The sequence below is a fragment of the Gallaecimonas sp. GXIMD4217 genome (assembly GCF_038087665.1).
GTDB lineage: Bacteria > Pseudomonadota > Gammaproteobacteria > Enterobacterales > Gallaecimonadaceae > Gallaecimonas.
Map to the genome: position 1 here is coordinate 2,879,048 of NZ_CP149925.1, position 19,623 is coordinate 2,898,670.

At 64.6% G+C, this 19,623-nt stretch carries 19 protein-coding genes; 5 read left to right on the forward strand and 14 right to left on the reverse strand.

The window, feature by feature from the left end:
* Window positions 1-87 precede the first annotated feature (87 nt).
* Window positions 88-507, reverse strand: a complete 420-nt coding sequence (locus tag WDB71_RS13995) for an OsmC family protein (RefSeq protein WP_341502212.1) — start codon at window positions 505-507, stop codon at window positions 88-90.
* Window positions 508-671: 164 nt separating this feature from the next.
* Here WDB71_RS13995 and crp point away from each other — a divergent pair, with 164 nt between their 5' ends.
* Window positions 672-1,307, forward strand: coding sequence for a cAMP-activated global transcriptional regulator CRP (gene crp, locus WDB71_RS14000; protein WP_341502213.1), 636 nt, complete (start codon window positions 672-674; stop codon window positions 1,305-1,307).
* Here crp and WDB71_RS14005 read toward each other — a convergent pair.
* Genes WDB71_RS14005 through WDB71_RS14020 form a run of 4 tightly spaced genes read right to left on the reverse strand, consistent with a single transcriptional unit; the run spans window position 1,292 to window position 7,093 of the window.
* Window positions 1,292-3,280 (reverse strand): GNAT family N-acetyltransferase, encoded by a 1,989-nt coding sequence (locus tag WDB71_RS14005; protein ID WP_341502214.1) that lies wholly within the window; start codon window positions 3,278-3,280, stop codon window positions 1,292-1,294. The two genes, crp and WDB71_RS14005, sit on opposite strands and share 16 nt — an antisense overlap.
* A 9-nt stretch (window positions 3,281-3,289) precedes the next feature.
* Window positions 3,290-5,242 carry a DUF3488 and transglutaminase-like domain-containing protein gene (locus tag WDB71_RS14010; protein ID WP_341502215.1) on the reverse strand — a complete coding sequence of 651 codons (1,953 nt, stop codon included), beginning with the start codon at window positions 5,240-5,242 and terminating at the stop codon, window positions 3,290-3,292.
* Window positions 5,242-6,183 carry a DUF58 domain-containing protein gene (locus WDB71_RS14015; protein ID WP_341502216.1) on the reverse strand — a complete coding sequence of 314 codons (942 nt, stop codon included), beginning with the start codon at window positions 6,181-6,183 and terminating at the stop codon, window positions 5,242-5,244. Before WDB71_RS14015 ends, WDB71_RS14010 begins: the two co-directional genes overlap by 1 nt.
* A 1-nt stretch (window position 6,184) precedes the next feature.
* Window positions 6,185-7,093: an AAA family ATPase gene (locus tag WDB71_RS14020; RefSeq protein ID WP_341502217.1), complete on the reverse strand. Its 909-nt coding sequence runs from the start codon at window positions 7,091-7,093 to the stop codon at window positions 6,185-6,187.
* A gap of 111 nt (window positions 7,094-7,204) precedes the next feature.
* Between WDB71_RS14020 and WDB71_RS14025 the strand changes: the two genes are divergently transcribed.
* The gene (locus WDB71_RS14025) at window positions 7,205-7,948 is read left to right on the forward strand and encodes a transporter substrate-binding domain-containing protein (protein WP_341502218.1); all 744 of its coding nucleotides are present in this window, start codon (window positions 7,205-7,207) and stop codon (window positions 7,946-7,948) included.
* Between the two features lie 45 nt (window positions 7,949-7,993).
* Here the strand turns inward: WDB71_RS14025 and WDB71_RS14030 are convergent, their stop codons facing one another.
* The 4 genes from WDB71_RS14030 to WDB71_RS14045 all read right to left on the reverse strand — a co-directional run bounded on the left by WDB71_RS14030 (window position 7,994) and on the right by WDB71_RS14045 (window position 12,680).
* Window positions 7,994-8,806, reverse strand: a complete 813-nt coding sequence (locus tag WDB71_RS14030) for a DUF1338 domain-containing protein (RefSeq protein ID WP_341502219.1) — start codon at window positions 8,804-8,806, stop codon at window positions 7,994-7,996.
* Window positions 8,807-8,868: 62 nt separating this feature from the next.
* Window positions 8,869-10,338: a succinylglutamate-semialdehyde dehydrogenase gene (astD, locus tag WDB71_RS14035; RefSeq protein ID WP_341502220.1), complete on the reverse strand. Its 1,470-nt coding sequence runs from the start codon at window positions 10,336-10,338 to the stop codon at window positions 8,869-8,871.
* 3 nt (window positions 10,339-10,341) lie between these two features.
* Window positions 10,342-11,370, reverse strand: coding sequence for an arginine N-succinyltransferase (gene astA / locus WDB71_RS14040; protein WP_341502221.1), 1,029 nt, complete (start codon window positions 11,368-11,370; stop codon window positions 10,342-10,344).
* Between the two features lie 92 nt (window positions 11,371-11,462).
* Window positions 11,463-12,680 (reverse strand): aspartate aminotransferase family protein, encoded by a 1,218-nt coding sequence (locus WDB71_RS14045; protein ID WP_341502222.1) that lies wholly within the window; start codon window positions 12,678-12,680, stop codon window positions 11,463-11,465.
* Window positions 12,681-13,041: 361 nt separating this feature from the next.
* Here WDB71_RS14045 and WDB71_RS14050 point away from each other — a divergent pair, with 361 nt between their 5' ends.
* Complete coding sequence (locus WDB71_RS14050; RefSeq protein WP_341504220.1) at window positions 13,042-13,431, forward strand: DoxX family protein; 390 nt, start codon at window positions 13,042-13,044, stop codon at window positions 13,429-13,431.
* An 8-nt stretch (window positions 13,432-13,439) separates the two neighbouring features.
* Here the strand turns inward: WDB71_RS14050 and WDB71_RS14055 are convergent, their stop codons facing one another.
* The 5 genes from WDB71_RS14055 to WDB71_RS14075 are packed head-to-tail and all read right to left on the reverse strand — an operon-like array spanning window position 13,440 to window position 17,090.
* Window positions 13,440-14,003, reverse strand: coding sequence for an aminodeoxychorismate/anthranilate synthase component II (locus WDB71_RS14055; RefSeq protein WP_341502223.1), 564 nt, complete (start codon window positions 14,001-14,003; stop codon window positions 13,440-13,442).
* Window positions 14,003-15,007 carry a tryptophan--tRNA ligase gene (trpS, locus tag WDB71_RS14060; protein ID WP_341502224.1) on the reverse strand — a complete coding sequence of 335 codons (1,005 nt, stop codon included), beginning with the start codon at window positions 15,005-15,007 and terminating at the stop codon, window positions 14,003-14,005. The genes WDB71_RS14055 and trpS overlap by 1 nt, the downstream gene beginning before the upstream one ends.
* 17 nt (window positions 15,008-15,024) lie before the next feature.
* Window positions 15,025-15,690 carry a phosphoglycolate phosphatase gene (locus tag WDB71_RS14065; RefSeq protein WP_341502225.1) on the reverse strand — a complete coding sequence of 222 codons (666 nt, stop codon included), beginning with the start codon at window positions 15,688-15,690 and terminating at the stop codon, window positions 15,025-15,027.
* A complete protein-coding gene (gene rpe, locus WDB71_RS14070; RefSeq protein WP_341502226.1) occupies window positions 15,687-16,358 on the reverse strand; it encodes a ribulose-phosphate 3-epimerase in 672 nt (223 codons plus the stop codon). The genes WDB71_RS14065 and rpe overlap by 4 nt, the downstream gene beginning before the upstream one ends.
* A gap of 36 nt (window positions 16,359-16,394) precedes the next feature.
* A complete protein-coding gene (locus WDB71_RS14075; RefSeq protein WP_341502227.1) occupies window positions 16,395-17,090 on the reverse strand; it encodes an amidotransferase in 696 nt (231 codons plus the stop codon).
* A gap of 57 nt (window positions 17,091-17,147) precedes the next feature.
* Between WDB71_RS14075 and WDB71_RS14080 the strand changes: the two genes are divergently transcribed.
* Together WDB71_RS14080 and WDB71_RS14085 are read left to right on the forward strand one after the other, a co-directional pair.
* Entirely contained in the window at window positions 17,148-18,596 is a 1,449-nt protein-coding gene (locus tag WDB71_RS14080; RefSeq protein WP_341502228.1) for an NAD-dependent succinate-semialdehyde dehydrogenase, read from the forward strand.
* 262 nt (window positions 18,597-18,858) lie between these two features.
* Entirely contained in the window at window positions 18,859-19,536 is a 678-nt protein-coding gene (locus WDB71_RS14085) for a TorF family putative porin (protein WP_341502229.1), read from the forward strand.
* Window positions 19,537-19,623: the final 87 nt, after the last annotated feature.

Sequence of the window (19,623 nt, forward strand, 5' to 3'; positions counted from 1 at the left end):
TCTTTGCCAAGGCCTTGACCTGCAGTCACGATGAAGAAAGCGTGCGCCTCATCCCCTGAGGCCACTCGGCCCCGGGGAAACCCCGAATTAGGCCGACGGCTCTGACTCAACGATACGGTAACTGTGGTGTATCTCTGCGGCTTGTTCCAGCATCCTGGACACCGAGCAGTACTTGTCCATGGACAGGGCCACGGCCCGCTGCACATGAGTTTCGCTCACATTACGCCCAGTCACCACAAATTCCAACTCGATCCGCGTAAAGACCCTGGGGGTGGTGTCGGCCCGGTCCGCCTTGACCAGCACCTCCACGTCCGCCACGTCCTGGCGGGCCTTTTTCAGGATAGACACCACATCCACAGAGCTGCATCCGCCCACGGCCATCAACACCATTTCCATGGGACTGGCGGCCTGGCCTTCGGGGCCGGAACCGTCCATGACCAGGGCGTGCCCGGAGCCGGAGGTGGCTACGAAACGCATGCCGTCCAGCCATTTCACACTTGCCTGCATGATGCTGCTATCCCAGTGGCGGAAAAATCCGCGCAAAGATACCACATCATGGCGGCGTTGTTAGGGCCCCGGGAAAGAAAATTTCTCCAGCCCGGTCACAGGGGCAATTTCGCTTTTGTGATATGCTGCAAGGATTAGCGAGCAACTTTTTGATGAGGCTTATCATGACCTTTCTGCCCCGCCTGCAAGGCGATCCGGTGCTGGAATGGTTCCTTTCCCAGTGCCACGTCAAGAACTATGGCAACAAGAGCACCCTGATCCACCAGGGCGAAGTGGCAGATACCCTTTATTACATCGTCAAGGGATCCGTCGCCGTGCTGATCAAGGATGATGAAGGCAAGGAGATGATCCTGTCCTACCTGAACCAGGGGGACTTCATCGGCGAGCTTGGCCTGTTCGAAGAGGAGCCGGTGCGCACCGCCTGGGTCAGGACCAAGAGCCCCTGCTCCATCGCCGAGATTTCCTACCAGAAGTTCCGCCAGCTGATCCAGCAAAAGCCGGAAATCCTGATGAAGGTCTCCTCGCAGATGGCCAGGCGACTGCGCCAGACCAGCCGCAAGGTGGGCGACCTGGCCTTCCTGGACGTGGCCGGCCGCATCGCCCAGACCCTGCTGAACCTGGCCCAGCAGCCGGATGCCATGACCCATCCAGACGGCATGCAGATCAAGATCACCCGCCAGGAGATAGGCCAGATCGTCGGCTGCTCCAGGGAGACAGTGGGCCGGGTATTGAAGATGCTGGAAGAGCAGAACCTGATCCACGCCCGCGGCAAGACCATAGTGGTCTACGGCACGCGCTGAACCAGTCCCGACACTTCCTCCCGCAAGGCGGCCAGCACCGCCTTGCGGCCATTGAGGCCGAAGCCATCGGCCAGCTCACCGACCCCCAGCCGACTCAGGCTCAGGGCCACCAACAGCGGGCAGTCCAGGCCTTTCGCCGAGGCCAGCAGGGCCAGGCGGCGCAGGGCCAGCTCCAGGCTTTCCAGGGGCCTGTTACCGCGAACGAAGGCATCCAGATCCTGCCGGTCCCAGTCATCCAGCTTCACCACCTCGGCGCCCTCGAAGAGCCCCCGCCAGATGGCAAAGGGCAGCCGCAGAGCCGGCATCTGCACCGGCAATGTGGCCCGAAAACGGTGCAGGCAGCGCGCCACCAGCTGCCGCCCGGGTTCATTCAGGCCCAGGGCCAGCATCACCGAGTAGGTACCGGAAGCCTGGTCCCTGTGGCTGCCCAGACGCACCGGCTGCCAACCCTGTCGCCGCCAGAAGGGCAGCAGCTCGGCGGTGGCGCCGAAACTGACCCCAAGCAGATCCAGCTGCCGCTCCCGGGCGGCCCGCTCCACCTCCCTTAGCAGCCGGCTGCCCAGCCCCCGGCCCTGGCGTCCCGGCAGCACGGCAATGCGCATCACCCGCCAGGCCCTTAGCCCGACCGCCTCCCTGGCGCCCAGATGGGCGGACAGGGACTGCAGGAACAGGTGCCCCTTGGGACGGCGCTGGCCCAGCCAGACCGCCTCGGCCAGTGGCTCGTCCAGGCCACCTTCCGCCACCAGGGCCACCACCCCCACCAGGCTGTCGCCCTGGAAGCCCAGCAGCAGCCTGACCTCGGGATCCTCCAGCCAGTGCTGCAGATCGCCCGGCGAGGTCTGGTAATGGGCCTGGACCAGCAGCGCCATGGCCTGGGACAGCCACTGGGGGTGCTGAACCAGCTCGGCGCCGTCACACCACCGGAAACTCAAGGGCTCACTGCCGGGCACCGCCTGGGGCAGCTCGGCGTCCAGCAGCAGCAGGCGGTTGATCAGGGCCTCCAGGGGATCGCCATCTGCCCAGCGCACCGGCGCCTTCAGGTGCAGCCGCTGGTACTGGGGGCAACGCCTCTTCAGCTCGGCCTGGAAACGTACCGCAAAGCCCCGTCCCGAGCCCTCATAGCCGTGCAAGGTGGTGGAGAACACCAGCCTGGCATAGTGATCCAGCATCCGGCTGAGCAGCGGCGTGGGGATGGCGGCCGCCTCGTCCACCAGCAGCAAGGCCGCCTTGGGCCTGTCCGCCAGCAGGGCGTCCGGGGCCAGGAAGCGGATGTGCTTGCCCTGCCAACTCAGGCTGTTGCCGTGGCGCTCGGCACCGGGCAGGCCGGCTTCGGCAAAATCGAACAGGGGCGCCACCGCCTGGGGGCTGGGCGCCGTGACCAGTATGGGTCCCTCCAGCCCCGGCAGCAGCCGGGCCGCCGCCATGCCCAGGGCCGCGCTCTTGCCCCGGCCCCGGTCGGCGGTCAACACCAGGGGCCGGCGCCTGTGCCCCTTGACCACCTTGTCGATGGCCGCCAGCGCCTGCTGCTGGTCCTCGGTGGGACCGGCCAGGGATGGCCTGGCCAGGGACCGGGGGGATGACGATGGCGCCTGGTCCAGCTGCCGGACCAGCCAGCGGCTGAAGGGACTTTGGCGTTCCAGTTTGGCCAGTGGTGGTGTCAGCAGCACCAGCAGGCCGCCGCCCACCAGACAGCCACTCAGGGCCCCCAGGGCCTCGGCCTGGATGCCGTCATGCCAGTCCACCACCAGCAGATCGCATTCCCGGCCCAGCTGGTGCCGGACCTGGTTGGCTCGGACCGCTTCGAAGGCGGCCGGGGCCCCTTCGCCCAGCCAGAGTGGCCGGCCGGCGTCACCGGCCAGCTGCGCCAGCAGCTCTCCCTGGTTGGCCTTGTCCCCTTCCAGGCACAGCCAGCGTCTTTGCCAGCTGGTCCTGGCTTCCTGCCAGAGTGTCCTGGCCCGCTCTAATGTGTTCATGGCGCCATTCTAGCGCCGGCCGGGCATGCTGCCTATCAGGCGCTTCATCCGCTCCAGTTCACCCTTGTCGCCCCCCTCCGGCTGGTAGCGCAGGCGGTTATAGAGCTGGCTGATGCGGTTGAAGTGGACGGCCAGCTCCGGCCTGGTGTCCGCCACCCGGCGGGCGAAGGCCAGGGCCGTTTCGCCGGGGCGGCGTTCAAGCCCATGGCGGGCCAGCCTGCGGCAGGCCTTGAGGTAGAGCCGGGTGGCCTCACCCTGGTGGACCCTGGGCCCCCTGTTGCTCCACCAGTTGAAGAACAGGATCAGTCCCAGCAGGGCGCCCACGAACAGCAGGCCGCCGCCCAGGATGTCGGTGCGCCCCAGCAGGCGCTGCAGCAGATCGGAGCGGCGGGCACCGTCGTAGTTGAGCACCCACCGGGTCCATTGGTAGTCCAGCAACGCCGCCTGCTGGCGCAGCCAGCGCACCAGCCCCTGGTTGCGCATCCGCATCACCATCCCCGCCTCACCGGCGAAGGCCTGGTCCTGCATCAGGCCCCGGCTGAAGCCGGCCTCGACCCGCTCCGGCGCCACCCGGGCGGTGGGATCCAGCCGCAGCCAGCCCGACTCCGGCAGCCAGGCTTCCACCCAGGCGTGGGCGTCGTACTGGTAGACGGCGTAGAAATCCCCTTCCGGGAGGTATTCCCCCCCCTGGTAGCCGGCCACTATCCTGGCCGGGATCCCCGCCAGGCGCAGCTGGTAGGCCAGCGCCGAGGCGTAGTGGCCACAGAAGCCGCTACGGCTATCGAACAGGAAATCATCGACGCTGTCGCTGCCCAGCAGCGGCGGGGTCAGGCTGTACCTGAAGGGCGCCCGGCCGAATTCCTCCATCAGGGCCGAGATCAGGGTCCGGCCCCGCCCCAGGGAAAGTACCTGGGCCTGGATCTTGCGCCGGGTCCTGGGGTTGCCTTCCTCGGGCAGCACCAGGTTGCGTCTCAGGGTCAGGTTGTCGGCGTCTATGGCGCGTCCTTCCCCCTGGGCCAGGAAGAACTGCTGGCGCTTCAGCACCGGAACGGTACTGAGCAGGCGGCCGTCCGTGGTCTGCATCAGGCGGCCATCCCTGCTCACGGAGCCGGCCAGGATCGGCAGCCAGCGCTGCCCCGAGCCTTCCATGATCAGCTGCCAGTCCCGGCCCCGTCCCCTGGGCCTGGGCAGCGGCGTGCGCTCTTCGCGCTGGCGCCAGGCCGCCTGGTGCCAGGCGCGGCCGTCGAAGTATTCCAGGGTCAGGGCTCGCCAGTAGAGGCTGTCCGGCGCCGGCCGCCAGGACAGGGCGGCCCTGAAGGCCAGCTCGGTGGAGCGGGACAGCTCGGCAATGTCCCCCGGGCTCATGCTGTCGGAGAGGCCGGTGGTGGCCTGCCTGGCATCCGGCATCTGCCACAGTGGCGCCAGCCTGGGGGTCAGGAGGAACAGCAGCAGGGTCAGGGGCAGGCTGAGCAGGGCCGCCCGTCCCATTTCCCTGGCGATAAAGGACATCGACAGGCTCTTGCCGTAAAGGCTGAGCAGTATGGCGGTATTGACTAGGGCCGCCAGCAGCAGGTAGAGGGCCATGGCCATGGACTGGTAATGGACGAAATCCGTGGCCAGCAGGAAATAGCCGATCAGCACCAGCACGTGGAGATCGCGGCTGCTTTTTATTTCCAGCAGCTTGAGGCCAAAACCCAGCACCAGCAGGCTGACCATGGCCACCAGGCTGCCCTTGCCGGGCAGGGTCACCGCCAGCAGGCCAGCACCGGCCAGGGCCAGGGCCACCAGCAGCCAGCGCGGCGGCGCCCCGCCCCGGCCCAGGCAGATGGCACTGCACCAGCCGCAACAGGCCAGGGTCAGCACCACCAGGCCGGGGCCGACCACGGAGAACAGCGGCAGCACCGCCATCAGCTGGATCAGCACCAGCAGGATCAGGATCTGCCTGGGCAGGTACCAGCGCATCAGGACCTCCCGTACAGGGCCAGCGCCTTGAGGCAACGCTGGACATGGGCGGCGCCGGCCCCTTCCTCGAGCTGCTGGGCGCCCAGATCCAGGCCGAAGCCCTGCTGCTCCTGGGCCGCATCCAGCACCTGCCAGCACAGCCGGGACAGGCGTTCGTCCAAGGTGCGACCCGGTATGTCGGCCAGGCGCAGCCAGCGTCCCCGGCCGGTCTCGTCGGCAAAACGCTTGGTCCACATGCCCCGGCCCTGGGCCAGTTGTTTCCAGGCCACCTGGCTGAGGGGATCGCCGGGCTGGTAGCCGGCCAGGCCCTGCCAGTCGGTGCTGCCCTGGCTGGCCTGGCGGCCGGGCTTGTCGTCACGACCGGCGGCGAAACGGGCCCGGGGCCAGCGGCTGGGCTTGGGATAGAGCAACAGCTCCTGGCCCAGATCCGGCCGGCTCCAGGCCCGGAAAAGGCCAAAGGGATAGCGGGTGGCGACCGTGAGCCGGCCGGGGCTGTGACGGCCCCTGGCCCCGGCCGGTGCCAGCACGGTCACTGTCTCCGGCTCCCGTATCCGGAACTGGCGCACCGGTCCGCCCTGATAACCCAGCTCGATGGCCTGGTGCCGGCGCCGCCCCTGGATCCGCAGCTCCAGGTGCAGCTCGGTATCGGCGGCCTGGGCCTTGAGGGGCACCGTCTCCAGGGCCAGGCCGTTGAGGTTGCGGTGGGTCAGGTTCATGGCGGTGAAGAACAGGCTGATCATGAAATAGGCCAGCAGCAGCACCAGGTTGTTCTGGTAATTGGTGCCCAGCAGGAACACGGCCAGGGTCGCCAGCAGGTACAGATAGCCGAAGCGGGTCGGCAGTATGTAGATGTTGCCCGCCCCCAGGCGGACGCGACTGGCGGCGGGCTGGCGCCGGGCCAGGAAGGCCGCTTCCCAGCGGCGCAGGGCGGCGGTCAGCACCTCAGCTCTCCACCGGATCCACCAGGCCAAGCAGCTGGGCCGAATAGGCCTGGTCGCCCTGGCCTTCGCCATAAACGGGGCTGAGCCTGTGCTCGGCCACGGACGGGAAGACCGCCTGGATATCCTCCGGCAGGGCGTAGTCACGGCCGCTGAGCAGGGCCCAGGCCCGGGCGGCCGCCAGTATGGCCAGACCGGCCCGGGGCGAGAGGGGCCGGGCGATATCGGGATGGGAGCGGGATGCCTCCAGCAGGGCCAGCAGATAGTTGAGCAGATCGTCCGAGGCGTGCACCTGATCCACCTGCCGCTGCAGGGCCTCCAGGCGCTCGGGATCCAGCACCGGCTGCACTTTCTGGTGGGCCAGGGCCTGGCCCTTGAGCAGCTTGCGCTCCGCCTCCTTGGGCGGGAAGCCCAGCTCGATGCGCATCATGAAGCGATCCAGCTGGGACTCCGGCAACGGGAAGGTGCCGGCCTGGTCCACCGGGTTCTGGGTGGCGATGACGAAGAAGGGCTCCGGCAGTTCATAGGTCTTGCCGTCGACACTGACCTGGTGCTCGGCCATGGCCTCCAGCAGGGCGCTCTGGGTCTTGGGGCTGGCCCTGTTGACCTCGTCCGCCAGCAGCACCTGGCTGAACAGGGGCCCCTTGTGGAATTCGAACTGCTGGTCGCGCTGGTTGAAGATGGATACCCCCAGCAGATCCGCCGGCAGCATGTCGGAGGTGAACTGGACCCGCTGATAGCCCAGACCCAGGGTGGCGGCCAGGGCGTGGGACAGGGTGGTCTTGCCGGTGCCCGGCAGATCCTCGATGAGCAGGTGCCCCCTGGCCAACAGGCAGCACAGGGCCAGCCTGGTCTGCCGCGCTTTTCCCAATACAACCTTGTTCAATTCACTGACGACGGCATCCAGACTCACGGCACTTTTCTCTTGTGGTTTTGGCTTAAGCCTACCCAAGGCACAGAACAATACCAAGGCAGGTCGCTCTCACCTAAGATAGAGGTGACAAGAAAACCACGGAGCAAGGTGATGAAATCATTGCTGATCCCTACCCTAGTCCTGGCCCTGAGCGGTGTCGCCAGCGCCGAGACCCTGCGCCTGCGCGGCCCCAACTACTACCCCTATACGGGCGCGGCCGACAGCTCCCACCCCGGTTTCATGGTGGAGGTGGCCAGGGACATCTTTGCCCTGCACGGCATCGACATCCAGTACGGGGTGCTGCCCTGGAACCGGCTGCTGGAAGGCACCGACAAGGGCCGTTATGACTGCCTGCTGGGGATCCATCCTTCGGAGGAGCCCAGGCTGGACTACACCCAGGAGCCTTGGGCGGTGATGGCCCCCCATATCTATGTCCGCAAGGACGATCCCCTGGAATACGAGGATCTGACCAGCTTCAAGCGGCGTCGGGTGGCGGTGATCAAGGACAGCCGCATGGCCGAAGCCCTCAAGCCCTTCAAGAAGATGGCGCCGGAAAGGCTGCTGGAATTCGACGAATGGGACGGGGTCGCGGAAATGGTGCGCAAGCTGCGCCTGGGCGAGGTGGACGTGGTGGCCCTGCCCAAGGTGCAGATGGAGGCCTACCTCAATGCCACCGGCTTCCACGAGCTGGTGCGGGATGCCGGGCTGCTCACCAAGCCGGTGCCCCTCTATGTGGCCTGCACCACCGCCAAGCCCGACGCCGAGCAGTGGCTGAAGTGGCTGTCGGAGGACGTGCTGACCCTCAAGCGCGAAGGGCGCTGGCAGGAGCTGGAAACCAAGTACGGACTGAGATGAAAAAGGGCCGCGTTCGCGGCCCTTTTTTTACACTGGCAATGCCACTTAGGCGTTGCACTCCACCTTGACGTTGGTGCTTTCGAAGATCTTGTCCGCGGACGCGGCCACGAAGCCGGTGTAGAGCTCGCCGCCGGGCAGGTTATAGCGCTTGGCGAACTCGTAGAAGCAGCTGGGGATCTCGAACTCGCCGTCGCTGAACTTGACCACGGCGGTGTCGGCCATGGTGGAGGACTGCTCCAGGAACACCTCGGGGCTGCCCTTGATCTCGCCGCCGGAGCTGTTCAGCACGAAGCCGGCGTCCTTCAGGGCCTGATTCACCTCTTCCAGCTTGTCGAACTTCTTCAGGTAGTTCACGGACACGGTGAAGTGGTTGGCGCGAAAGCCATAGGCGGCCATCCAGGCGGCATACTCGCTCTCGGCCAGCAGCTTCTGGTAGTCCTCATGGCTGATCTGCCAGTGGGTGCCGGAATACAGGAAGTTGTCGGCGGTCACCGCCTCGGCGTCGGCCTGGTCGACCAGGCCGTTGACGATGGCCTGCAGTTCGGGGCTGAACTGCTCCACCAGCAGCTCGGAGATGAAGACCTTGGGCTTGGTGGGATCGGCGTGTTCGAAGTGCTTGGCGTACAGCTTCTTGGCTTCGAAGTGGTACTCGCCTTTTTCCTCGTAGCCCAGGGCCAGGAAGTGGGCGGCCAGTTTTTCCAGGCCCAGCTTGTCGCCCTTGAAGGTGCGGAAGGCGACATGGTCGTTGATGATGTCGTCATCGGTGGCCAGCAGCTCGTGTACCTTGCGGGCGCTGGGGGTCACTTCCAGGTAGTTGTCCCAGAGATGACCGAACAGGGTGTCGATGTCCTTGTGCATACAGACCTCAGGATGGTGTTATTCAAAAAGAGGCAGCCACAGGGCTGCCTCATTATAGGGTCTTACAGGCTCAGGCCCGGTGCCAGGCTGGCCGGGGCCGCTACGGCGTCGGCTTCGACGCTGGCCACGGGGTAGGCACAGTAGTCGGCCGCGTAGTAGGCGGACGCCCTGTGGTTACCGGAGGCGCCGATGCCGCCGAAGGGCGCGGCACCTGAGGCACCCGTGGTCTGCTTGTTCCAGTTGACGATGCCGGCGCGGATGCGGCGGAAGAAGTATTCCCAGTCCTCGCGGCTGTCGGACAGCAGGCCGGCAGACAGGCCGTACCTGGTGTTGTTGGCCAGAGCGATGGCGGCGTCGAAATCGTCGTAGCGGATCACCGAGACCAGCGGGCCGAAGTATTCTTCATCGGGCAGCTCGGCGATGTCGGTGACATCGATCAGGCCGGGGCTGACCAGGCCGGTACCTTCCTTGAGATGGGCCATGCGCACCAGCACCTTGCCCCCCAGGGATTCCAGCTTGGCCTGGGCCTCGACCATGCCCTTGGCGGCGCGCTCGGAGATCAGCGGGCCCATGAAGGGCTGCTCTTCGTCGAACTGGCCACCGACCTTGATGGCCTTGACCGCCTCGGCCAGGGTGGCGATCAGGGCGTCGCCCTTTTCGCCCTTGGGCACGTACAGGCGGCGGGCACAGGTGCAGCGCTGGCCGGAGGAGATGTAGCCGGACTGCAGGATCTCGTGCACGGCGCCCTTGATGTCGGCCACGTCGCGGACGATAAGCGGGTTGTTGCCGCCCATCTCCAGGGCCAGGATCTTGTCGGGGCGACCGCCGAACTGCTTGTGCAGCAGGTGGCCGGTGTTGGAGGAGCCGGTGAAGAACAGGCCGTCGATGCCTTCGTGGGCGGCCAGGGCCTTGCCGGTTTCCAGCTCGCCCTGGACCAGGTTGATCACGCCCTTGGGCAGGCCGGCCTGTTCCCACAGCTTGAGGGTTTCGTGGGCGGTCTTGGGGGTCAGCTCGGACGGCTTGAACACGGCGGTGTTACCGGCGATCAGGGCCGGTACCAGGTGGCCGTTGGGCAGGTGGCCGGGGAAGTTGTAGGGGCCGAACACGGCCACCACGCCATGGGGGCGGTGACGGATGAAGGCCTTGCCGGCCGGCGCCGGGTTCTCGGTCTCGCCGGTGCGGTCGTTGTAGGCCTTGATGGACAGCTCCACCTTGCCGACCATGGCGGCCGCTTCGGTCTTGGTTTCCCAGAAGGGCTTGCCGGTTTCTTCGGCGATGACCCTGGCCAGGTGCTCCTGGTTTTCCTTGAGCACCTCGGCGAAGCGGCGCACCACGGCAACGCGCTCTTCCAGGGGCTTGTCGGCCCAGGGGATAAAGGCGTCACGGGCGGCCTTGACGGCGGCGTCCACCTGCTCGGCGCTGGCGCCCTGGCCTTCCCAGATGGTGGTACCATCGGCGGGGTTCAGGGATTGGAAGGCCGGGCCGGAGCCTGCCAGCCACTCACCATTGATAAACTGTACCAGTTGGGTCATGTATCACTCCTTGCTCTCAAAAGGCAGGGCGCGTACGAAGTCGCCTTCGCTGACCTGCAGCGCTTGGGCGGTTTCGGCGTCCATCACCAGGACGTCATCCAGGATGACGGCCTTGGCCAGGGTAGAACGGAAATCCTGCAGCTTGGTATTGCTGACCATGGTGGTCAGGCCTTGGCTGACATCACCGATGCGCACCGGCAGGCGCTTGCTGTCGCGGATGGCGTGGATGTTGTCCACGTCGCATTCCACGGTCGGGCCGGCATCAAAGATATCCACATAGCCGCGCCAGCGGAAGCCCTCGGCCTGCAGCAGACGCAGGGCCGGGCGGGTCTTGTCGTGCACTTCCCCGATCACCGCCCTGGCCTCGTCGGACAGCAGGCAGCTGTAGATGGGGTAGCGGGGCATCAGCTCGTCGATAAAGGTCTTCTTGCCGAGACCCGACAGGTAGTCGGCCTTGGGGAAATCCATGCTGAAGAAGTGGTCCTGCAGCCAGCCCCAGAAGGGGGAGTCGCCGTTCTCGTCGGACACGCCACGCATCTCGGCGATGATGGTGTCGGAGAAACGCTGGCGGAACTCGGCCAGGAACAGGAAGCGGGTCTTGGACAGCAGACGGCCGTTGTAGCCCTGGCGGTAGGGCTCGCTCAAGAACAGGGTACACAGCTCGGAAACGCCGCTGTAGTCGTTACACAGGGTCAGCACGTCGAGCTCGTTATGTACGCCCAGCTTGGGGGAGGAATGCACCACCTTGCCCAGGCGGTAATGCCAGAAGGCGTCGCTCTGGCCCACGCGGGCTTCCAGGGCGGTGGTGCCTACCACGGCGCCGTTGTCGGTGTCTTCCAGTACGAACAGATAACCCTGCTCGCCCTGGCGACAAGTGTCGTCACCCAGGGCAAAGGAGGCTTCCGAGTAGGCAATCTTGGAAGCCAGCTTTTCTTCATTGACCGGCAGGGAAGTAAAACCGATCCCGGATTCTTCAGCGATGCGCACCAGGGCGCCAAGGTCCTGGCTTGCGATCGGACGTATGACCAGCATCAGTCGCTCCTTTCTTTTCTTGGATGGCGGTCTTGGCCGCCTGAACAGACAGGGCCCACCTGTGCGGCGGGCCCTGCATGCAAAAGGGGCTGTTAGCCCTGAACGACCTTGGCCACGGCGCGCTCGAAGCGGGCCATACCCTCGGCGATGTCCTCGTCGGAGATGACGAGAGACGGGGTGAAGCGCACCACGTCGGCACCGGCAACCAGCACCATCAGCTGCTCGGCCATGGAAGCGACCAGGAAGTCACGGGCGCGACCCTTGTAGTCGTCGTTCAGTACGGCGCCGACCAGCAGGCCCTTGCCACGGACTTCCTTGAAGCAGCCGTGCTTGGCGTTGATGGCTTCCAGGTGCTCGCGGAACAGCTGTTCCTTGCGCTTGACGCCGTCCAGCACCTCGGTGGTGTTGACGGTGTCGAAGGCCGCTTCGGCAACGGCACAGGCCAGGGGGTTGCCACCGTAGGTGGAACCATGGGTGCCGGGCTTGAGGCTGGTGGCGATCTCGGCGGTGGTCAGCATGGCGCCGATGGGGAAGCCGCCGCCCAGGGCCTTGGCGGTGGTCAGGATGTCCGGTACCACGCCGTGCTCCATGTAGGCGTACAGGTGGCCGGTGCGGCCAACGCCGGTCTGGACTTCGTCGAAGATCAGCAGGGCGTTGTGCTTGTCACAGAGGGCGCGCACGCCTTCCAGGAAGGCCTTCTCGCCAGCGATGATGCCGCCTTCGCCCTGGGTGGGCTCGAGCATGACGGCGCAGGTCTTATCGGAGATCAACTGCTCCAGGGCAGCCAGGTCGTTATACTCGATGTGCTCGATGGCGCCCGGCTTGGGACCGAAACCCTCGGAGTAGGCGGCCTGGCCACCCACGGATACGGTGAAGAAGGTACGGCCGTGGAAGCCCTTGTGGAAGGCGATGATCTGGTCCTTGCCTTCGCCGTGCTTGTCCAGGGCGTAGCGACGGGCCAGTTTCAGGGCCGCTTCGTTGGACTCGGCGCCGGAGTTGGCGAAGTAGACGCGCTCGGCGAAGGTGGCGTCGGTCAGCTTCTTGGCCAGGCGCAGGGCCGGCTCGTTGGTCATGACGTTGGACAGGTGCCACAGCTTCTCGCCCTGCTCCTTCAGAGCAGAAACCAAGGCCGGGTGGCAATGGCCCAGACAGTTAACGGCGATACCACCGGCGAAGTCGACGTATTCCTTGCCTTCCTGATCCCAGATGCGGGAGCCTTCACCACGCACGGGGATGACGGCGGACGGGTTGTAGTTGGGTACCATGACCTCGTCGAACAAGGCGCGGGTGACGGTCATCTGCTCTGACATGGATTTCTTCCTCTTGTGAATAGGGGGGAGCTTGGCGGGTTGAAAGACTATTTATGCACGCTCTCGGCGGGCCAAGGCTCCCGTCACAGGCAGTCCAAAAGTGGCCTGATTATCCCAAATACGGCCTGCCTTGTCTGCGCCCGGCCCGGTCGGGCCAGTCAAAAAACCGGCAGAAGTGCCTGAAAAAAGATCGTTTTTATAACTTCATCACATAAGAAAACATGATTTTTGTCATTTAAAGAGATAAATAACCACTGCCGTCCGGCCCCCTCCCGGGCCTCTCTGCCTCGATAAATATGCACCGCCAGGCGATTTTTCCTTCCTATAATGAAACCGATTGCCCCTTCTGGAGACCCTGGCCATGCACACCACCTGGCTGCCCCTGGCGGGGCGCATCCTGCTGGCGCTGATCTTCCTGTTGAGCGGACTCCACAAGATCGGCGGCTATGCCGACACCCAGGCCTACATGGAGCAGATGGGCGTACCCGGCCTGCTGCTGCCGGCGGTGATCATGGTGGAGGTGGGCGGCGGCGCGGCGCTGATCCTGGGCTGGTTCACCCGCTGGGCGGCCCTGGCCCTGGCGGTGTTCACCCTGCTGGCGGCCATGCTCTTTCACGCCGACTTCAACGACCAGATGCAGTTCATCATGTTCATGAAGAACCTGGCCATCACCGGCGGCCTGCTGATGCTGGCCGCCCATGGCGCCGGCTGCTGGAGCCTGGATGCCAGGTTGAGCAAGGGCAAGGGCTGAGGCCGGGCTCAGCCGCGAAGGAAGTTCTGCAGCAGCTGATGCCCGGCCTGGGTGAGGATCGCCTCGGGATGGAACTGTACCCCCTCCAGGGGCAGGGTCCTGTGGCGCAGGCCCATGATCTCGCCCTTGTCGGTCCAGGCGGTGATCTCGAAACAGTCCGGCAGGCCGTCCCTGTCCACCAGCAACGAGTGGTAGCGGGTGACGGTGAGCGGATCCGGCAGCGCCCTGAACACCCCCTTCCCCGCATGCCTGATCTCTGAGGTCTTGCCGTGCATCACCTTGTCGGCCCGGATCACCCTGGCGCCAAAGCTCTGGGCCAGGGCCTGGTGGCCCAGGCAGACCCCCAATATGGGCAGCTGGCCGGCAAGGGCCTCGATGGCGGCCAGGGAAATGCCGGCCTGGTCTGGACTGCAGGGGCCGGGGGAGATCACCAGACGATCGGGCGCCAGGGCACGGATGCCGTCCAGGTCGACGGCATCGTTGCGGCGCACCAGCACCTCTTCACCCAGCTCCTGGAAGTACTGCACCAGGTTGTAGGTGAAGGAGTCGTAGTTGTCGATGAGCAGCAGCATCAGGGACGGGGTACGAAGCCCAGCACCTCATAGACCTGCTTCAGGGTGGCCTGGGCCCGGGCCTGGGCCTGCTCGGCGCCACGCTTCATGATGGCGTCCAGGGTCGGCCTGTCTTCACGCAGCTCGCGGAAGCGGGCCTGGACCGGCTCGATAAGGTCGACCACGGCGTCGGCCACGTCGGTCTTGAGGTGGCCGTACATCTTGTCGCTGTACTCGGCCTCGATCTCCGGCAGGCTCTTGCCGGTGATGGCGCTGAGGATACCCATCAGGTTGGACACCCCTGGCTTGTTGTCGACATCGAAGGCCACGCGCGGCGGCTCTTCGGAGTCGGTGACAGCGCGTTTGATCTTCTTGGCGATCTTCTTGGGCTCTTCCAGCAGACCGATGAAGTTGCCCTGGTTCTCGTCGGACTTGGACATCTTCTTGGTGGGATCCTGCAGGCTCATGATGCGGGCGCCAACCTTGGGGATGAAGGGCTCCGGCACCTTGAAGATCTCGCCGTAGAGGTTGTTGAAGCGGGTGGCCACGTCCCGTGACAGCTCCAGGTGCTGCTTCTGGTCGTTGCCCACCGGCACCTGGTCGGCGCCGTACAGCAGGATGTCCGCCGCCATCAGTGCCGGGTAGGTGAACAGACCGGCGTTGATGTTGTCGGCGAAACGGGCGGACTTGTCCTTGAACTGGGTCATGCGGCTCAGTTCGCCGAACTGGGTGTAGCAGTTCAGGATCCAGGCCAGCTGGGTATGCTCGGGCACGTGGCTCTGTACGAACACGGTGGAACGCTCGGGATCGATGCCGCAGGCCAGGTACAGGGCCAGGCTGTCCAGGCTCGCCTCATACAGGCTCCTGGGATCCTGGCGCACGGTGATGGCGTGCAGATCGACGATGCAGTAGAGGCAATCATATTCATCTTGCATCCGGTCCCACTGCCGCAGGGCACCAAGATAGTTCCCCAGGGTCAGTTGGCCGGAGGGCTGGGCGCCACTCAAGACGATAGGCTTGGACATGCTCTGATTACCTCTATTCAGTTCGAAATGGGAAGACCGGGGAGCCGTCGCAGCTCGGTGACGGCATCGAGCACCCAGTCTGGCTCGCAAAGACGGATATCTTCCCCGTAGTTGTAACCGGCCGTCAAGCCGGCGCTGGCGCATCCGGCCGCCTTGGCGGCCTGGATGTCGTTCCTGGAATCCCCCACCATCAACAGCTGCTCCGGGGTCAGTTGCCATTGCTCACACAAATGCAGCAGCGGCGCCGGGTGGGGTTTCTTTTCGGCCAGGTCGTCGCCGGCCAATACCAACTCGAAGTACTGGGCCAGATCCAGGCCGGCCAGCAGCGGCTCGGTAAAACGCCTGGCCTTGTTGGTGATCAGGGCCAGGCGGATGCCCTGGCCGTGCAAGTCCGCCAGCAGCTCCCGCACGCCCTGGTAGGGCCGGGTGCCGGACACCAGATGAGCCCGGTAATGGATCTGGAAGCTGTCCAGTCCCTGCTCGAACAGGCCGGCGTCGGGCTCCCCGCCCAGAGCACGTTTGACCAGGGTCGAAATGCCATTGCCGACCCAGTGGCCCACCTGGGCCTGGCTCTGGGTGTCCCTGCCCAGCTCCGCCAGCATGGCGTTGGTGGCCTGGGCTAGGGCGGGCAGGGAGTCGACCAGGGTGCCGTCCAGATCGAAGGCGATGTAGCGGTAGCTCATTTCACCTCGGCCAGCTCGGCGCGCATGGCGTCGATGACGGCCTTGTAGTCGGGCTGGCCGAAGATGGCGGAGCCGGCCACGAACATGTCGGCACCGGCGGCAGCGATCTCGCGGATGTTGTCTACCTTGACGCCGCCGTCGATCTCCAGGCGGATGTCATGGCCGCTGGCCTCGATGCGGCGACGGGCCTCGCGCAGCTTGTCCAGGGTGCCGGGGATGAAGCTCTGGCCGCCGAAGCCAGGGTTGACGGACATCAGCAGGATCACGTCCAGCTTGTCCATCACGTGATCGAGATAATGCAGGGGCGTGGACGGATTGAACACCAGGCCGGCCTTGCAGCCCTGCTCCTTGATCAGACCCAGGGTACGATCGATATGCTCCGAGGCTTCCGGGTGGAAGGTGATGTAGCTGGCACCGGCCTTGGCGAAGTCGGGAATGATGCGATCCACCGGCTTGATCATCAGGTGCACGTCTATGGGGGCCGTCACGCCGTGGTTGCGCAGGGCATCGCAGACCAGGGGGCCTATGGTGAGGTTGGGCACATAGTGGTTGTCCATGACGTCGAAGTGCACCACGTCGGCACCGGCGGCCAGCACATTGTCCACCTCCTCGCCAAGTCGAGCAAAGTCGGCGGACAGGATGGAGGGGGCGATCAGGAAATCTTTCATTTTTAGGGGTTCCACGGCGGTTTGGGCGCCGTCATTTTATAACCAGTCGGCCAGCAGAGAAAACAGCAGTGGCCCCTGATGTGATCTGGCCAGGCTGGCCAGGGCCTGTCGATAGGCCGTTTCGCCGATCTCGGCGCGGCGTTTCTCCAGCAAGGCGGCCAGGTAGTCACTACTGAACTCCGGATGCGGCTGCATCGTCAGGATCTGCTTGCCATAACGAAGGCCGGCGTAGGGACAGGACTCGTGACGCAGCCAGACTTGGCCGCCGCTGGGCAGGCTTTGCACCTGATCCCGGTGGCTGGCCAGCAGCCGCAAGGTGGCGGGTAGGCTCAGGCCTGGCAGCACGGCCTCACGGCGATAATCCAGGGCCCCCAGCTGCCAGCCCTGTGTGGCACGCGCCACCCGGGCCCCATGGAGCCTGGCGATAAGCTGATGGCCGAAGCAGATCCCCAGCAGCTGCTGCCCTTGGCCGATGCGGGCTTCCAGCCAGTCCAGCAACCTCAGCAGCCAGGGCTCATCGGCAAAGGCATCGGCCTTGGAGCCGGTCACCAGCACCAGTTCGAACCGCTCATCCAGTGGCGGCAGGGTGCCCAGCACGGCATTGCAGCTATGGACCTCGCAACCCGGCCATGCCGATAGCGCCCGACGCATCATCAGTGCATAGCTGCCATGCTTCCCCGCCAGGGCCCGGGGCAGCACGTCACAATCCATGATCAGCAGCGACCTCGTCATTGAGCCCCCCATTGCCCCTTGCTACCTTTGAAAAATGCCGATTAAAGGAAACTTCTCATGCATTTAGAGGATAGCGAACTGCTGCGCAGCAAGGCCTATGTCAACGGCCGTTGGCTGGATGCCGATACCCGAGCGTCGGTCATGGATCCGGCCACCGGCCAGGAGCTGGCCCAGGTGCCCATGCTGGGTGAAGAAGCCGTCCAGCAGGCCATCGACGCCGCCGAGCTGGCCTTTCACGGCTGGCGCACCCTCAGCGGCCATGAGCGCGCCAGGCGCCTGTACCGCTGGTATGAACTGATGCATGAGCATTTGGGCGATCTGGCACAGATCATGACGGCCGAGCAGGGCAAGCCCCTGGCCGAGGCCAAGGGCGAGATCCGCTACGCCGCCTCCTTCGTGCAGTGGTTCGCCGAGGAAGCCAAGCGCAGTTACGGCGATATCATCCCTTCCCCGCGGCCCGGCCAAAAGCTGCTGGTCAGCCGCGAGCCGGTTGGCGTGGTGGCCGCCATTACCCCCTGGAACTTCCCGGCCGCCATGATCACCCGCAAGGTGGCGCCGGCCCTGGCCGCCGGCTGCACCGCCGTGGTCAAGCCGGCCCTGGAAACCCCGCTCAGCGCCCTGGCATTGGCGGAGCTGGCCGAGCGGGCCGGGATCCCGGCCGGCGTCTTCAACGTGGTCACGGGGGACGCCGAAGTCATCGGCAAGGTGCTGACCTCCAGCGCCAAGGTACGCAAGCTGTCCTTCACCGGTTCGACCCGTATCGGCAGCCTGCTGATGGCGGCCTGCGCCCCCGACATCAAGAAGCTTTCCCTGGAGCTGGGCGGTAACGCCCCCTTTATTGTCTTCGACGACGCCGATTTGGACGCGGCCATTGAGGGGGTGATGGCGGCCAAGTTTCGCAATGCCGGCCAGACCTGCGTCTGCGCCAATCGCATCTACGTACAGGATCGCATCTACGACGACTTTGCCGAGCGCCTGGCCATCGCCATGAATACCCTGACCCTTGGCAAGGGTACCGAGCCCGGCGTCACCACGGGCCCCCTGATCAACCAGGCCGCCGTCGACAAGGTCCGGGCCCATATCGCCGACGCCACCAGCAAGGGAGCCAACATCCGGCTGGGCGGCCAAGCCCACGAGAAGGGCCCGCTGTTTTTCCAGCCGACCCTGTTGACGGACATGAACAAGGAGATGCGCATCGCCGCCGAGGAAACCTTCGGCCCGGTGGCGCCACTGTTCCGATTCATCGATGAGGCGGACGCCATCGCCGCCGCCAACGACAGCCCCTTCGGACTGGCAGCCTATTTCTATACCACCGACCTGGCGCGGGCGTTCAGGGTCGCCGATGCCCTCGAGTCCGGCATGGTGGGCGTCAACACCGGCCTGGTATCCAACGAAGTGGCCCCCTTTGGTGGCGTCAAGGCATCTGGCCTGGGACGGGAAGGCTCCAAGTACGGCATGGAGGAATATCAGGAGCTCAAGTACATCTGCCTGGATGGCCTTGGCTAGCAACTGAGTGAATTACCGCCAATTAGACTTTGGTCTTACCAAACGTTTTCCTTGTTAATGATGGGTGAACTCAAACCTCCGAGTTCACCTTTTCTTAACCACAAGCCATGAAACACAACAGCCAACGCCGACCAGCTCACGGTTTTCATATTTCTGCTTGATTACGAAATTCCTCATCCGTAGATTCGAAGGTTCCACCTCATCCGAATGGGTAAGTTGGTCTTACCAATATAATTAGTAATTTAGATGTGAGGACAACGACGTGAGCAAGTTTTACACTCCGTTAGTCTTGGCCCTGGGCCTGACTTCCTATGCCCAGGCAACTGAAAGTCAGTTTGTCGACAACCTGGAAGTGACCAACACCCTGACCTTTGCCAACAACTATGTGACCCGTGGTATCAGCGGCTCTTCCAACGAGCCCGTGATCCAGGGTGCCATGGATGTCGCCCACAGCTCTGGCGCCTATGCCGGTGTCTGGGCCACCAGCGGTGATGCCAGAGGTGAGATCGACTGGTACGCCGGTTACGTCTATGAACTCAACGAAGATTTTGCACTGGATGTCGGTGCCGCCCGCTTCTACTACCCGGGAGAGACCGGCCACCAGACCGAAGGTTATGTCACCCTGATGACGCCCTGGGTCAAGGTGACCGCGCGCCATGACTGGCAGTATGGCCACAACTACTACGAGCTGAACAAGGCCATCCCCCTGGCCGATCGTCTCGATATGCAGCTGCACCTGGGTTACAAGAACTATGGTGAGAAGAAGTACGAGACCAGCCACTGGGCCTACGGCAAGGAATACGCCGATGCCTCCGTCAAGTTTGGTTACAAGCTGAGCGACAAGCACACCGTTTTCGCCGGCTACAGCTGGCACGAAGACGACAACGACGACCACGCCACCGAAGGCAAGGTCCTGCTCGGCATCACCGCCAGCTTCTAACGTTGTGAGGCAAGACGAAAACGGCGCCCTGGGGCGCCGTTTTTTGTTGGCGACAAAGTAGTCAGATTGTTATACTCGTACACAACT

Excerpts from the sequence above, each read along its gene's own strand:
- WDB71_RS14030 (WP_341502219.1), bottom strand. The coding sequence starts at position 8,806 with ATGCACAAGGACATCGACACCCTGTTCGGTCATCTCTGGGACAACTAC.
- WDB71_RS14055 (WP_341502223.1), bottom strand. The coding sequence starts at position 14,003 with ATGCTGCTGCTCATCGACAACTACGACTCCTTCACCTACAACCTGGTG.
- astA (WP_341502221.1), bottom strand. The coding sequence starts at position 11,370 with ATGCTGGTCATACGTCCGATCGCAAGCCAGGACCTTGGCGCCCTGGTG.
- WDB71_RS14065 (WP_341502225.1), bottom strand. The coding sequence starts at position 15,690 with ATGAGCTACCGCTACATCGCCTTCGATCTGGACGGCACCCTGGTCGAC.
- WDB71_RS14025 (WP_341502218.1), top strand. The coding sequence starts at position 7,205 with ATGAAATCATTGCTGATCCCTACCCTAGTCCTGGCCCTGAGCGGTGTC.
- WDB71_RS14080 (WP_341502228.1), top strand. The coding sequence starts at position 17,148 with ATGCATTTAGAGGATAGCGAACTGCTGCGCAGCAAGGCCTATGTCAAC.
- astD (WP_341502220.1), bottom strand. The coding sequence starts at position 10,338 with ATGACCCAACTGGTACAGTTTATCAATGGTGAGTGGCTGGCAGGCTCC.
- WDB71_RS14010 (WP_341502215.1), bottom strand. The coding sequence starts at position 5,242 with ATGCGCTGGTACCTGCCCAGGCAGATCCTGATCCTGCTGGTGCTGATC.
- WDB71_RS14075 (WP_341502227.1), bottom strand. The coding sequence starts at position 17,090 with ATGACGAGGTCGCTGCTGATCATGGATTGTGACGTGCTGCCCCGGGCC.
- WDB71_RS14005 (WP_341502214.1), bottom strand. The coding sequence starts at position 3,280 with ATGAACACATTAGAGCGGGCCAGGACACTCTGGCAGGAAGCCAGGACC.
- trpS (WP_341502224.1), bottom strand. The coding sequence starts at position 15,007 with ATGTCCAAGCCTATCGTCTTGAGTGGCGCCCAGCCCTCCGGCCAACTG.
- WDB71_RS14045 (WP_341502222.1), bottom strand. The coding sequence starts at position 12,680 with ATGTCAGAGCAGATGACCGTCACCCGCGCCTTGTTCGACGAGGTCATG.
- rpe (WP_341502226.1), bottom strand. The coding sequence starts at position 16,358 with ATGAAAGATTTCCTGATCGCCCCCTCCATCCTGTCCGCCGACTTTGCT.
- WDB71_RS13995 (WP_341502212.1), bottom strand. The coding sequence starts at position 507 with ATGCAGGCAAGTGTGAAATGGCTGGACGGCATGCGTTTCGTAGCCACC.
- crp (WP_341502213.1), top strand. The coding sequence starts at position 672 with ATGACCTTTCTGCCCCGCCTGCAAGGCGATCCGGTGCTGGAATGGTTC.
- WDB71_RS14050 (WP_341504220.1), top strand. The coding sequence starts at position 13,042 with ATGCACACCACCTGGCTGCCCCTGGCGGGGCGCATCCTGCTGGCGCTG.